At 60.4% G+C, this 12821-nt stretch carries 11 protein-coding genes; 10 read left to right on the top strand and 1 reads right to left on the bottom strand.

The window, feature by feature from the left end; genetic code table 11:
• Position 1 precedes the first annotated feature (1 nt).
• The 10 genes from nuoL to RWJ89_RS16405 all read left to right on the top strand — a co-directional run bounded on the left by nuoL (position 2) and on the right by RWJ89_RS16405 (position 12250).
• Complete coding sequence (nuoL, locus tag RWJ89_RS16450) at positions 2–2002, top strand: NADH-quinone oxidoreductase subunit L (RefSeq protein WP_077976233.1); 2001 nt, start codon at positions 2–4, stop codon at positions 2000–2002.
• A complete protein-coding gene (locus RWJ89_RS16445) occupies positions 2002–3513 on the top strand; it encodes an NADH-quinone oxidoreductase subunit M (RefSeq protein ID WP_316031147.1) in 1512 nt (503 codons plus the stop codon). The genes nuoL and RWJ89_RS16445 overlap by 1 nt, the downstream gene beginning before the upstream one ends.
• Positions 3514–3531: 18 nt before the next feature.
• Complete coding sequence (gene nuoN, locus RWJ89_RS16440) at positions 3532–4977, top strand: NADH-quinone oxidoreductase subunit NuoN (RefSeq protein ID WP_316029290.1); 1446 nt, start codon at positions 3532–3534, stop codon at positions 4975–4977.
• On the top strand, positions 4977–5741 hold the full coding sequence (locus RWJ89_RS16435; protein WP_029872842.1) for a biotin--[acetyl-CoA-carboxylase] ligase: 765 nt from the start codon (positions 4977–4979) through the stop codon (positions 5739–5741). The genes nuoN and RWJ89_RS16435 overlap by 1 nt, the downstream gene beginning before the upstream one ends.
• Positions 5742–5758: 17 nt before the next feature.
• A complete protein-coding gene (locus RWJ89_RS16430; protein ID WP_131664221.1) occupies positions 5759–7429 on the top strand; it encodes a ribonuclease J in 1671 nt (556 codons plus the stop codon).
• Between the two features lie 2 nt (positions 7430–7431).
• A complete protein-coding gene (gene mce, locus RWJ89_RS16425) occupies positions 7432–7836 on the top strand; it encodes a methylmalonyl-CoA epimerase (RefSeq protein WP_018494112.1) in 405 nt (134 codons plus the stop codon).
• A 206-nt stretch (positions 7837–8042) separates the two neighbouring features.
• On the top strand, positions 8043–8318 hold the full coding sequence (locus RWJ89_RS16420; RefSeq protein WP_077976237.1) for a DUF1467 family protein: 276 nt from the start codon (positions 8043–8045) through the stop codon (positions 8316–8318).
• Between the two features lie 591 nt (positions 8319–8909).
• Positions 8910–10232, top strand: a complete 1323-nt coding sequence (gene proS, locus RWJ89_RS16415; RefSeq protein WP_316031146.1) for a proline--tRNA ligase — start codon at positions 8910–8912, stop codon at positions 10230–10232.
• 15 nt (positions 10233–10247) lie between these two features.
• Positions 10248–11552 carry a lipoprotein-releasing ABC transporter permease subunit gene (locus RWJ89_RS16410; RefSeq protein WP_168282654.1) on the top strand — a complete coding sequence of 435 codons (1305 nt, stop codon included), beginning with the start codon at positions 10248–10250 and terminating at the stop codon, positions 11550–11552.
• Positions 11553–11566: 14 nt separating this feature from the next.
• Entirely contained in the window at positions 11567–12250 is a 684-nt protein-coding gene (locus tag RWJ89_RS16405; RefSeq protein WP_020049504.1) for an ABC transporter ATP-binding protein, read from the top strand.
• Between the two features lie 13 nt (positions 12251–12263).
• On the opposite strand, the gene RWJ89_RS16400 is transcribed toward RWJ89_RS16405, so the two are convergent.
• Positions 12264–12728, bottom strand: a complete 465-nt coding sequence (locus tag RWJ89_RS16400; RefSeq protein WP_131664219.1) for a DUF5680 domain-containing protein — start codon at positions 12726–12728, stop codon at positions 12264–12266.
• Between the last annotated feature and the right edge of the window lie 93 nt (positions 12729–12821).

The following is a 12821-nucleotide window of genomic DNA, read 5'->3' as shown; positions in this document are numbered from 1 at the left end:
CATGTTCCTCTATAAGGCTATCGTCTTTCTTCCCTTGATCGGTGCGATCGTCGCCGGCCTTTTTGGCCGCGCGATCGGCGCCAAGGCTTCGGAATACGTCACCAGCGGCCTGATGATCATCGCCGCCATCCTGTCCTGGGTCGTCTTCTTCACCGTCGGCATGGGCCATGCCGAAGGCGGTCCGATCAAGGTCGAGGTGCTGCGCTGGATCCAGTCCGGCGGCATCGACGTCTCCTGGTCGCTGCGAGTGGATACGCTGACGTCAGTGATGCTGATCGTCGTCAACACGGTCTCGACGCTGGTGCATGTCTATTCGATCGGCTACATGCATACCGATCCGCATCGCCCGCGCTTCTTCGCCTATCTCTCGCTCTTCACCTTCGCCATGCTGATGCTGGTGACCGCTGACAACCTTGCCCAGATGTTCTTCGGCTGGGAAGGTGTCGGTCTCGCCTCCTATCTGCTGATCGGCTTCTGGTTCAAGAAGCCCTCGGCGACGGCCGCGGCGATGAAAGCCTTCATCGTCAACCGCGTCGGCGACTTCGGCTTCGTGCTGGGCATTGCCGGCGTCTTCGTGCTGTTTGGCTCGATCAACCTCGACACGATCTTCGCCAATGCCTCGAACTTCGCCCCGCATGAAGGCGGCGGCGAAGCGGGCGAGGTGATCCTCAACCTCTTCGGCATGCAGCTCGACAAGGCGCATGCGCTGACCGGCATCTGCCTGCTGCTCTTCATGGGCGCGATGGGCAAGTCGGCGCAGTTCCTGCTGCACACCTGGCTGCCGGACGCCATGGAAGGCCCGACCCCGGTCTCGGCCCTCATCCATGCCGCCACCATGGTCACCGCCGGCGTCTTCCTCGTCGCCCGCATGTCGCCGCTCTTCGAACTGTCGCACGATGCGCTGGTCGTCGTTACCGTGATCGGCGCGATCACCGCCTTCTTTGCGGCAACCGTCGCTCTCGTCCAGAACGACATCAAGCGTGTCATCGCCTATTCCACCTGCTCGCAGCTCGGCTATATGTTCGTGGCACTCGGAGCCGGGGCCTATGGCGCAGCGATCTTCCATCTCTTCACCCACGCCTTCTTCAAGGCGCTGCTCTTCCTCTGCGCCGGCTCGGTCATCCATGCCGTCGATGGTGAGCAGGACATGCGCTACATGGGCGGCCTGTGGCCGCATATTAAAGTTACCGCGGTGCTGATGATCATCGGCACGCTGGCAATCACCGGCGTCGGCATTCCTTTCACGCCGATCGGCTTTGCCGGCTTCTTCTCCAAGGACGTGATCATCGAGGCGACTTATGCATCGCATTCGCCGGTCTCGGGCTTCGCCTTCGCGCTGCTGGTCATCGCGGCTCTGTTCACCAGCTTCTATTCCTGGCGCCTGATCTTCATGACCTTCTTCGGCAAGCCGCGCGCCTCGCACGAGGTGATGCACCACGTGCATGAGTCTCCGCAGGTCATGCTTGTGCCGCTCTATCTCCTGGCGATCGGTGCGGTGCTTGCAGGCGTGATCTTCGAAGGCCGGTTCTATGGCGAGGAATATGCCGAGTTCTGGAAGGGTGCGCTCTTTACCGGCGCCGAGAACGAACTGGTCGAAGAGTTCCACCATGTTCCGGCGCTGGTGGCTTTGAGCCCGTTCATCGCCATGGTGCTCGGTTTCGTCACTGCCTGGTACATGTATATCCGCTCGCCGCAGACGCCGCGTATCCTCGCGCAGCAGCACCGCGTGCTCTACAAGTTCCTGTTGAACAAGTGGTATTTCGACGAACTCTACGACTTCCTTTTCGTCCGCTCCGCCAAGGCGCTCGGCCGCTTCCTGTGGAAAAAGGGTGATGTCGGCGTCATCGACACCTACGGCCCGAACGGCGTCGCCGCCCGCGTCGTCGCCGTCACCGATCGCGTGGTCCGCCTGCAGACCGGTTACCTCTATCACTACGCCTTCGCCATGCTGATCGGCATTGCGGCGCTCGTTACCTGGATGATGCTCGGGAGTTCCTTCTGATGACCGATTGGCCTATTCTTTCAACGGTCACCTTCCTGCCGCTCGTCGGCGTGGTGCTCCTGCTGCTGATGAACGGCGAGAGCGAAACCGGCCGGAAGAACGTGCTGTGGATCTCGCTGATCACCACCGTCTTCACCTTCGTCGTCTCGCTCGTAATCTGGATCGGCTTCGACAATGCCAATCCCGGCTTCCAGATGGTCGAGAAGCATAATTGGCTCGGCACCGGCATTGGCTATCACGTCGGCGTCGACGGCATCTCGATGCTGTTCGTCATCCTGTCGACCTTCCTCATGCCCTTCTGTGTGCTGGCGAGCTGGCTCTCGATCGAGAAGCGCCTGAAGGAATACATGATCGCCTTCCTCATCCTCGAAACGATGATGATCGGCGTCTTTGTCTCGCTCGATATCGTGCTCTTCTACGTCTTCTTCGAGGCGGGCCTCATTCCGATGTTCCTGATCATCGGCGTCTGGGGCGGCAAGGACCGCGTCTATGCGAGCTACAAGTTCTTCCTCTATACGCTGCTCGGCTCGGTGCTGATGCTGCTCGCCATCATGGCGATGTACTGGCAGACCGGCACGACCGATATTACCGCACTGCTCGCCTACAAGTTCCCGCCGGCGCTGCAGACCTGGTTATGGCTTGCCTTCTTCGCCTCCTTCGCGGTGAAGATGCCGATGTGGCCCGTCCATACCTGGCTTCCCGATGCCCACGTTCAGGCGCCGACGGCTGGCTCGGTGATCCTGGCCGGCGTGCTTTTGAAGCTCGGCGGCTACGGTCTCATCCGTTTCTCGCTCGGCATGTTCCCGGTCGCGTCCGATTATTTCGCGCCGCTCGTCTTTGCCATGTCCGTCATCGCCATCATCTACACCTCTCTGGTGGCGATGATGCAGGACGATATCAAGAAGCTGATCGCCTATTCCTCCGTGGCCCACATGGGCTACGTGACCATGGGCATCTTTGCTGCTAACATGCAGGGCGTCCAAGGCTCGATCTTCCAGATGCTCTCGCACGGCATCGTCTCCGGCGCGCTCTTCCTCTGCGTCGGCGTCGTCTACGACCGCACCCACACCCGCGAGATCAACGCCTATGGCGGCCTGGTCAACAATATGCCGAAATATGCCGTGGCGATGATGGTCTTCACCATGGCCAATGTCGGGCTTCCCGGCACGTCGGGCTTCGTCGGCGAATTCCTGACGCTGATCGGTGTCTTCCGGGTCAATACCTGGGTAGCGCTCTTTGCCGCCACCGGCGTCATCCTCTCGGCCGCTTACGCGCTCTGGCTTTATCGCCGGGTGCTCTTCGGCGCGCTGGAAAAGGAAAAGCTGAAGGCGCTGCTCGATCTTTCTCCACGCGAGCAGTTGATCCTCTACCCGCTGGTCGCGCTGACTATCTTCTTCGGCGTTTATCCTGCTCCGGTCTTCGATGCGACAGCCGCCTCGGTGGATCTGCTGGTCAACAACTACACGGCCGCCGTGCACGCAGCGCAGAACGTTGCGCTGTCGATGAAATGATGACGGGACTTATTGGACATGACCGCTGAAACAATTCTCCTCAGTCTGCATCTTTCCGCGCCGGAGCTCATCCTCGCGGTCGGCGCCCTTGTCCTGTTGATGGTCGGCGTCTTCTCCGGCGAGCGGTCGGGCCTTCTCGTCACCGGCCTCGCCATCGTCCTGCTGCTGGCCTCCGGCCTGTGGCTGCTCTTCGTGCCCGCAGAAGGCCTTGCCTATGGCGGGGTCTACATGGCCGACGGCTTCTCGCGCTTCATGAAGCTGGTGGCGCTGATCGGTTCGCTGGTCGCCATCTTCATGTCGATCGGCCATGCCCGCGAAAATCAGCTCGACAAGTTCGAGTTCCCGGTTCTCCTGGTGCTTGCGACCCTCGGCATCCTGCTGATGATCTCGGCCAACGACCTGATCTCGCTCTATCTGGCGTTGGAACTGCAGTCGCTGGCGCTCTACGTCGTCGCCGCGATCAACCGCGACAGCCTGAAATCGACCGAAGCCGGCCTGAAATATTTCGTCCTCGGCGCGCTTTCCTCCGGCATGCTGCTCTATGGCATGTCGCTGGTCTACGGCTTCACCGGCCACACCCACTTCTCCGAAATTGCCCAGGCGCTGTCCGTCGAGGGCGCGCGTTCGCTCGGCCTGATCTTCGGCCTGGTCTTCATCCTCGCCGGCATCGCCTTCAAGATCTCGGCCGTTCCCTTCCATATGTGGACGCCGGATGTTTACGAAGGTGCGCCGACACCCGTCACCGCCTTCCTGGCCGCAGCACCCAAGGTCGCCGCCATGGCGATGATGACCCGTATCGTCATCACCGCCTTCCAGCCGGTTCTGGCGGACTGGCAGCAGGTCGTCGTCTTCATATCGATCGCCTCGATGCTGCTCGGTTCGTTTGCGGCGATCGGCCAGAAGAATATCAAGCGGCTGATGGCCTATTCCTCGATCGGCCACATGGGTTATGCGCTGGTCGGTCTTGCCGCCGGCAACCAGACCGGCGTCACCGGCGTGATGCTCTATATGGTCATTTACATGGTGATGACGCTCGGTAGCTTTGCGATCATCATATCGATGCGCCGCAAGGACGGCACCGTCGTCGAGAATGTCGACGATCTCGCCGGCCTCTCTACAACCAACCCGTTCATGGCCGTTGTGCTGACGGCGCTGATGTTCTCGCTTGCCGGCATCCCGCCGCTCGCCGGCTTCTTCGCGAAGTACTTCGTCTTCGTTGCCGCCATCGAAGCCAAGCTCTATGCGCTCGCCATCATCGGTGTTCTCGCTTCGGTCGTCGGCGCCTACTACTATCTGCGTGTCATCAAGCTGATGTGGTTCGATGAGGCGACCGGCGAATTCGCCCGTGTCTCCGGAGCGCTGCGTCTGGTCTTCGGTCTCTCCGGTCTCTTCGTCACCGCCTATGTCCTCATCGGCGGCCCGATCGGCGGCGCGGCAGAGCTTGCCGCTGCGACGCTCTTTTGATGGCTTCCGACGGACGGCGCCGGATATCGCTCGGCGATTTCAGGCACGAGGCTCTGTCGGAAACATCGTCTACCAATAGCGAATGCCTCGCCCGGGCTCGGGCGGGCGATGGCGGCAATCTCTGGGTGACCGCCGAGAGGCAGACGGGCGGCCGCGGCCGCCGCGGTAGGCTCTGGGTTTCTGAGCGCGGCAATCTCTACGCTTCCCTTCTTCTGATCGACCCGGCGCCGATGGAGCGCCTTGGTTCTCTGCCGCTGGCGATCGCCGTTGCCGTGCACCAGGCGATCCGCAGGGTGCTGCCACTGGGCGCCGAGCCGCTCGAGGTCAAATGGCCGAACGATATCCTCATCGGCCGAAAGAAGACCTGCGGCATCCTCGTCGAAGGCGAGGGGCTGCCGGACGGACGTTACGCGCTGATCGTCGGCATCGGCATCAATATCTCGGTAATGCCCGACAATCCGCTCTACCCCGTTACCTGCCTGCGCCAGCAGGGAAGTGCGGCGTCGCCGGAGGAACTCTTCGCGCATCTCTTCGCCGCCACGGCGGAAGTGCTTGAAATATGGGACGAGGGCCGCGGCATCGGCGAGATCACGGCGCTCTGGCGCGCGATCGCCTGCGGCATCGGCGAAAAGATTACGGTCAATTTGCCGGACCGATCGATTTCCGGACAATTCGCCGGAATTGATGATAATGGCTTGTTGATGCTCGATACCGGCGCTGGCAGGATAATGCCCATTGCTGCCGGTGATGTGTTTTTTGGATAGCGGAAAAAACGAAAATTATGGCGAAACAGGACGAACTGGTATTCCTGCCTCTGGGCGGTGTCGGTGAGATTGGCATGAATCTCGCTCTCTACGGCTACGGCCCGCCCGAGCATCGCCAGTGGATCATGGTCGATTGTGGCGTCACTTTTCCGGGGCCAGACCTGCCGGGTGTCGACCTCGTATTGCCCGATATCCGCTTCCTCGCCAGCGAACGAAAGAACCTCAAGGCGATCATCATCACCCATGCGCATGAAGACCATTATGGTGCGCTCGCCGACCTCTGGCCCGGCCTCAACGTGCCGGTCTATGCCTCTGGTTTTACCGCTGGTCTGTTGGAAGCCAAGCGCAATTTCGAGAAGGCTAAGATCGGCGAAGTGCCGGTGACGCCGTTCAAGGCCGGCGATACGATCAATGTCGGCCCCTTCAGCATCGAAGGCGTCGCCGTCAACCATTCGATCCCCGAGCCGATGTCGCTGATGATCCGCACGCCGGTCGGCAATGTCATCCATACCGGTGACTGGAAGATCGACCACGAGCCTTCGCTCGGGCCCCTGACTGACGAGACGCGTTTCCGCCAGCTCGGCGACGAGGGCGTGCTGGCGCTGATGTGCGACTCCACCAATGCGCTGCGCGACGGCGTCTCGCCCTCCGAGAAGGATGTGTCCGAAAGCCTGCGCAAGATCATCGAGGATGCCGAGGGCCGGGTGGCGATCACCACCTTCTCGTCGAATGTCGGGCGTATCCGCACCGTAGCCGAGGCGGCCGAGGCGGCAGGCCGCGAAGTGCTGCTGCTCGGCAGTTCGCTGAAGCGCGTCGTCGACGTCGCCCAGGATGTCGGTCTCATGGAAGGCGTGAAGCCCTTCATCTCCGAGGAGGAATACGGCTATATTCCGCGTGACAAGGTCGTCGTCATCCTCACCGGCAGCCAGGGCGAGGCGCGGGCAGCCCTTGCCAAGCTCTCCCGGGACGAGATGCGCAATGTGGCCTTTGCGGCGGGCGATATCGTCGTCTTTTCCTCGCGCGCCATTCCCGGCAACGAGAAGGCGATCCAGGACATCAAGAACGGCCTCGTCGAGCAAGGCGTGCACATCATTACGGATACCGAGGCGTTGGTCCACGTTTCCGGCCATCCGCGCCGCAACGAGCTGCAGCGGATGTATGAGTGGACGCGGCCGAAGATCGTCGTGCCGGTGCATGGTGAAGCGATACATCTGACGGCCCACAAGGAGCTTGCCGAGCAATCCGGCATCGGGCTGGTGCCGCGGGTGCGCAATGGCGACATCCTGCGGCTGGCGCCGGGTCCCGTCGAGGTGATCGGCGAGGCGCCGCATGGCCGGATTTATAAGGATGGCACGCTGATCGGCGATTTCGACGAGATGGGTATCGGCGAGCGCAAGAAGCTCTCCTATGTCGGCCATGTCGCGGTCAACGTCGTGCTCGATGCCCGCTATGACATCGTCGGCGAACCCGACCTCATTTCGATCGGCCTGCCGACCTACGATGATGAGGGCGAGGATATGGAGGATACGCTCTTCGACGCGGCGGTCAGCGCCATCGAGAGCATTCCGCGCGCCCGCCGCAAGGATATCGACATGCTGCAGGAGGCCGTGCGCCGCGCCATCCGCTCGGCCGCGAATAACACCTGGGGCAAGAAACCTCTTGTCACCGCCTTCGTTACCAAGGTCTGAGCATGCTCGGCAGGGTCAACCATATCGCCATCGCCGTGCCCGATCTGGCCGCGGCGACGGCGGCCTATCGCGATACGCTGGGTGCTGCCGTATCGCAGCCGCAGGCTCTGCCGGAACACGGCGTCACCGTCGTCTTCGTCGAATTGCCGAACACTAAGGTCGAGTTGCTGCAGCCGCTCGGGGCTACCTCGCCGATCACAGCGTTCCTCGAAAAGAACCCGTCCGGCGGCATGCACCATATCTGCTACGAGGTGGACGATATTCTTCTCGCCCGTGACCGGCTGGTAGAGGCGGGTGCCAGGGTGCTTGGCGATGGCCAGCCGAAGACCGGCGCCCATGGCAAGCCGGTGCTCTTTCTGCATCCCAAAGATTTCTTCGGCACGCTGATCGAACTCGAACAGGCCTGAGCCCTGCTGCGGCAGAGTGACCCGCAGGCGGCTAAACGCTTCGCCCGCTTTGAGCTAGTCGCCATTCTGCCGTATAAGGACGCGATATTACAGCGCCGCGTGTCTTTTAAGACGCGCAAAGGACGCTGTAACAATTTAAATTGCTGCATTCCTTAAATCGATTCCGATTTAAGGAATGCAGCAGCGCGGCATCAACGGGAACCACAATGCTCCAGATCTTTCTTCAGGGATTTGCCGTCTACTTCATCATCTGGTGGATGACGCTTTTTGCCGTTCTGCCGATTGGCCTGCGCACCCAGGCGGACGACAACGACGTCGTGCTCGGCACCGTTCCGAGTGCGCCCGCCCGGTTTCGCGCCGCTTTCGTGTTTTCGCTGACGACACTGATCTCGGCTCTGATCTACGGCCTCTGGTATGTCTGCGACACCTATTTCGGCTGGGGCTTCGATGCCCTGCCGCAACTCGCCCCCAGCTTCTACTGAGCGTAGCTTTTGCTCAAACTTTGAGCAGATGTAAACCTATCGAAATCGAACTTCGTCATACCACTGTCATGCTGTTGCGGCAAAGAGCTCGCGTAACGGAATGACGGTTATTCCCTTACGGAAGCCCGGCTGGATTTTTGGTTGGGATCAAGGCCGAAAAGCCAAAAAAAAACAAGGCTAAAAGCCTTGTTTTAAGTATCGCGTGATCTGTAACCGTTGCCGGGGCTGCGACGAGCGCGCCTAAGATCTGATCCTCCCAAGACTTGACCGCGAATTCGGCAAGAATTTAACTTCCTGCCTGTTTTGTGAGCTAAAACTAGCTCAAACATTGGGCTTTGTCATCTGCTTTTTTTGCATTTTTGCTACACTCTAGCAAAATTTTTCTGTTGACAAGATTTTCGTTCAAGCCCTTATAAACACGCGCTTTTTCATGCCCTTTCATTTTGCGGGTGCGAACATGCGCTTCCGGGAGGTTGCCGGCATCCGTTGCGGGTTTCCTTCCTGCCGCGAAGCGGCTATGAACGCTCCCGACATTAACAATGGTCTTTCGATTCCGCCTGCTGCGGGATCTCAACTGCTCCGGAATCCGCCATGCGTCTGTCCCGTTATTTCATGCCCATCCTCAAGGAAAACCCCAAGGAGGCGGAAATCGTCTCCCATCGGCTGATGCTGCGTGCCGGCATGATCCGCCAGCAGTCACAGGGCATTTATTCCTGGCTGCCGCTCGGCAAGCGCGTGCTCGACAAGGTCAACGCTATTATCCGCGACGAGCAGAACCGCGCCGGCGCCATCGAGCTGTCGATGCCGACCCTGCAATCGGCCGAACTCTGGCAGGAAAGCGGCCGCTACGACGCCTACGGCAAGGAGATGCTGCGCATCAAGGACCGTCAGGATCGGCCGATGCTCTACGGCCCGACCAACGAAGAGATGGTGACGGATATTTTCCGCTCTTCCGTCAAGTCCTACAAGGACCTGCCGCTCAATCTCTATCATATCCAGCTGAAGTTCCGTGATGAGATTCGTCCACGCTTCGGCACCATGCGCTCGCGTGAATTCATGATGAAGGATGCCTATTCCTTCGATCTGACGCGCGAGGCGGCGGAGCATTCCTATAATAAGATGTTCGCCGCCTATCTCAGAACCTTCGACCGGCTAGGCCTGCGCGCCATTCCGATGCGCGCCGACACCGGCCCGATCGGCGGCGAGCTCAGCCATGAATTCATCATCCTCGCCGATACCGGCGAATCCGAAGTCTTCTGCCACAAGGATTTCGTCGACTTCGATATTCCTGGTGAACACACCGATTTCGACAATGTCGAGGCCCTGCAGGTGATCTTCGACAAATGGACCTCGCTCTATGCGGCGACCTCCGAAATGCATGACGAGGCTGCTTTCAACGCCGTTGCCGAAGGCGACCGCCTGTCGGCGCGCGGCATCGAGGTCGGCCACATCTTCTATTTCGGCACGAAATATTCCGAGCCGATGGGCGCGAAAGTACAGGGACCTGACGGCAAGGAACACTTCGTTCATATGGGTTCCTACGGTATCGGCCCGACACGCCTTGTTCCCGCCATCATCGAAGCATCGCATGATGATAACGGAATCATCTGGCCGGCATCGGTCGCGCCCTTCGATATCGTTGTGATCAACATGAAGGCGGGCGATCAGGCCTGTGACGATACCTGCGAGCTGATCTATGCCGCGCTGAGCAAGGCCGGCAAGGATGTGCTCTATGACGATACCGACGACCGGGCCGGCACAAAATTCGCGACCGCCGACCTGATCGGTGTACCCGTCCAGATCATCGCCGGCCCGCGCGCGGTCGCAAACGGCGAAGTGGAAGTGAAGGACCGCAAGACCGGCGCCCGCGAAACGATGACCATCGAAGCGGCAATCAATCGGTTCGTGGCTTAAGGAAACGGAGGCGAAATGGCAGAGGCAGCAGTGGACCGGAGTTCGAAATCCGGCTTGGGTCCGGCTGGCAGGCCATTTTCCACCTTTGAACGCCTCGTGGCGTGGCGTTATCTGCGCGCCCGCCGCAAGGAAGCCTTCATATCGGTCATCGCCGGCTTCTCCTTCGTCGGCATCATGCTCGGCGTCGCGACGCTGATCATCGTCATGGCGGTGATGAATGGCTTTCGCACCGAGCTCGTCTCGCGCATCCTCGGCATCAACGGCCACATGATCGTCCAGCCGGTCGACGGCCCCTTCACCGATTATCCTGACCTCAGCAGCAAGCTCGCCGCCGTACCCGGCGTCAAGATGGCGCTACCCCTGGTAGAAGGCCAGGTGCTCGCCTCCGCCCAGGCCGGCGGTAGCACCGGCGCTCTGGTGCGCGGCGCCCGCGCCGAGGACCTGACCAAGCTCAAGACGGTCTCCGACAATATCAAATCAGGCGACATGGTGGGTTATGCCTCCGGCGACGGCGTGCTGATCGGCAGCCGCATGGCCGATCAACTTGGTCTGCGCGTTGGCGATCTCATTACGCTGACGTCACCGGATGGCGACATCACGCCGATGGGCGTCAGCCCTCGCATCAAATCCTACAAAATCTCCGGCCTCTTCGAGATCGGCATGTCGGAATATGATTCCTCGATCATCTTCATGCCGCTCGAGGAAGCGCAGCTCTATTTCAATGCCGAGGGACTGGTGCAGTCGATCGAGCTCTTCGTCGACAATCCCGACGATATCGACGATCTGAGGCCCAAGGTGGAGGAAGCGGCCGGTCGCCAGATCGCCATCACCGACTGGCGCCAACGCAATCAGACCTTCTTCTCGGCGCTGCAGGTCGAGCGCAACGTCATGTTCATGATCCTGACCCTGATCGTGCTCGTCGCCGCGCTGAACATCATCTCCGGCCTCATCATGCTGGTGAAGGACAAGGGCAGCGATATCGCCATCCTGCGCACCATGGGCGCCAGCGCCGGCGCGATCATGCGCATCTTCTTCATGACCGGGGCGGCGATCGGCATCGTCGGCACTATTGCCGGTGTGCTGCTCGGCGTTCTCGTCTGCGTCAACATCGAATCCGTCCGCCAGTTCTTCTCCTGGATTTCAGGCACCGTACTCTTCAATCCGCAGGTCTATTTCCTGAGCCAGCTGCCGGCCGAGATGGATCTGAGCGAAACGATCTCGATCGTCGTCATGGCGCTGACGCTCTCCTTCATCGCGACCATCTTCCCGGCCTGGCGTGCCTCCAGGCTCGATCCGGTGCAGGCCCTGCGCTACGAATAAGGAATGCCGCCTTCATGAAACGCAACGTCGTACTCCAGCTTACCGGCGTCGAGCGCCATTACGGGCAGGGCGGTACGCTGCTCTCAATCCTGAAGGGCGTAGATTTTTCGATATCGAAGGGGGAGATTGTCGCTCTCGTCGCCCCTTCCGGCACCGGCAAGTCGACACTGCTGCATGTCGCCGGCCTGCTGGAGCATCCGGACGGTGGTGAGGTCAACATCAACGGCCATGCCTGTGATGGCCTGAGCGACGAGAAACGCACCGCCATCCGCCGCAGCGAAATCGGCTTCGTCTATCAGTTCCACCATCTGCTGCCGGAATTCTCGGCGCTCGAAAATATCATGATGCCGCAACTGATCGCCGGGCTTTCCTGGAAGGAAGCCGGAGAGCGGGCCGGCCAGCTGCTCGATTATATGCGCATCGGCCATCGTGGCTCGCATCGCCCGGGCGAGCTTTCCGGCGGCGAGCAGCAGCGCGTTGCAATTGCCCGCGCCGTCGCCAATGCGCCGACCCTGCTTCTTGCCGACGAGCCGACCGGCAATCTCGACCCCGAAACGGCAAGCTACGTCTTCGACGCGCTGGAAGCGCTGGTGCGCCAGTCCGGCCTTGCTGCCCTCATTGCCACCCACAATCACGAACTCGCCCGCCGCATGGATCGGCGCGTAACGATTTCGGACGGCAAGATCGTCGATTTCTGAGGCCCAGATCAGATCAAGGGATGATCAATCCGCCGCGATAGTCGAGCATATAGGCCTTCTGGCCATCGACCATGATGCATTCGTGGCCGATGAACCGCTCGCAGCCGCCTTCGCTGCTGTCGATATAGCGGCCGAACGGATGGTCGAATTCCATCCCGTCAAGAAACCGGCCCTCGTGATACATCGCCGAAAGTGCAGCCTTGATCACTGCTCCGGCTGCTGTGCCGTCGATGAGTTCAGGCGCAATGACGCAGCCGAAATAATTCATCGCCCAGACCGGCTCGTCGGCAAGCCACACCACTTCCTGTCCGGCGAAATCGGTCCCGCCGAAATAGCTGTCGAGATAGCGCCAGTCGCCGCGTTCGTAACCGATATCGTGGGCACCCGGCCGGCAGGGCAAGCGCGCTACGCCGCCGCCGACATAGGTCGCAGCCTTCGCCTCCACGACGAATTCGTTCAATATCGCAATATCCAACATGCCATTCTCCTCTCAGCTAGATGCTGGCAAATGTGCCGCGGCATGTAAAGAACAAAAAGGGAACATATGCCAGAAATAAAGAGTCGCCCTGAA

This window comes from Rhizobium sp. 10PS4, from assembly GCF_032464805.1.
Taxonomy (GTDB): Bacteria; Pseudomonadota; Alphaproteobacteria; order Rhizobiales; family Rhizobiaceae; genus Rhizobium; species Rhizobium laguerreae.
This window is presented reverse-complemented; position numbering and strand designations above follow the sequence as displayed.

Excerpts from the sequence above, each read along its gene's own strand:
- RWJ89_RS16400 (WP_131664219.1), bottom strand. The coding sequence starts at position 12,728 with ATGTTGGATATTGCGATATTGAACGAATTCGTCGTGGAGGCGAAGGCT.
- mce (WP_018494112.1), top strand. The coding sequence starts at position 7,432 with ATGCTCGGCAGGGTCAACCATATCGCCATCGCCGTGCCCGATCTGGCC.
- RWJ89_RS16430 (WP_131664221.1), top strand. The coding sequence starts at position 5,759 with ATGGCGAAACAGGACGAACTGGTATTCCTGCCTCTGGGCGGTGTCGGT.
- RWJ89_RS16405 (WP_020049504.1), top strand. The coding sequence starts at position 11,567 with ATGAAACGCAACGTCGTACTCCAGCTTACCGGCGTCGAGCGCCATTAC.
- RWJ89_RS16445 (WP_316031147.1), top strand. The coding sequence starts at position 2,002 with ATGACCGATTGGCCTATTCTTTCAACGGTCACCTTCCTGCCGCTCGTC.
- RWJ89_RS16410 (WP_168282654.1), top strand. The coding sequence starts at position 10,248 with ATGGCAGAGGCAGCAGTGGACCGGAGTTCGAAATCCGGCTTGGGTCCG.
- proS (WP_316031146.1), top strand. The coding sequence starts at position 8,910 with ATGCGTCTGTCCCGTTATTTCATGCCCATCCTCAAGGAAAACCCCAAG.
- nuoN (WP_316029290.1), top strand. The coding sequence starts at position 3,532 with ATGACCGCTGAAACAATTCTCCTCAGTCTGCATCTTTCCGCGCCGGAG.
- RWJ89_RS16420 (WP_077976237.1), top strand. The coding sequence starts at position 8,043 with ATGCTCCAGATCTTTCTTCAGGGATTTGCCGTCTACTTCATCATCTGG.
- RWJ89_RS16435 (WP_029872842.1), top strand. The coding sequence starts at position 4,977 with ATGGCTTCCGACGGACGGCGCCGGATATCGCTCGGCGATTTCAGGCAC.
- nuoL (WP_077976233.1), top strand. The coding sequence starts at position 2 with ATGTTCCTCTATAAGGCTATCGTCTTTCTTCCCTTGATCGGTGCGATC.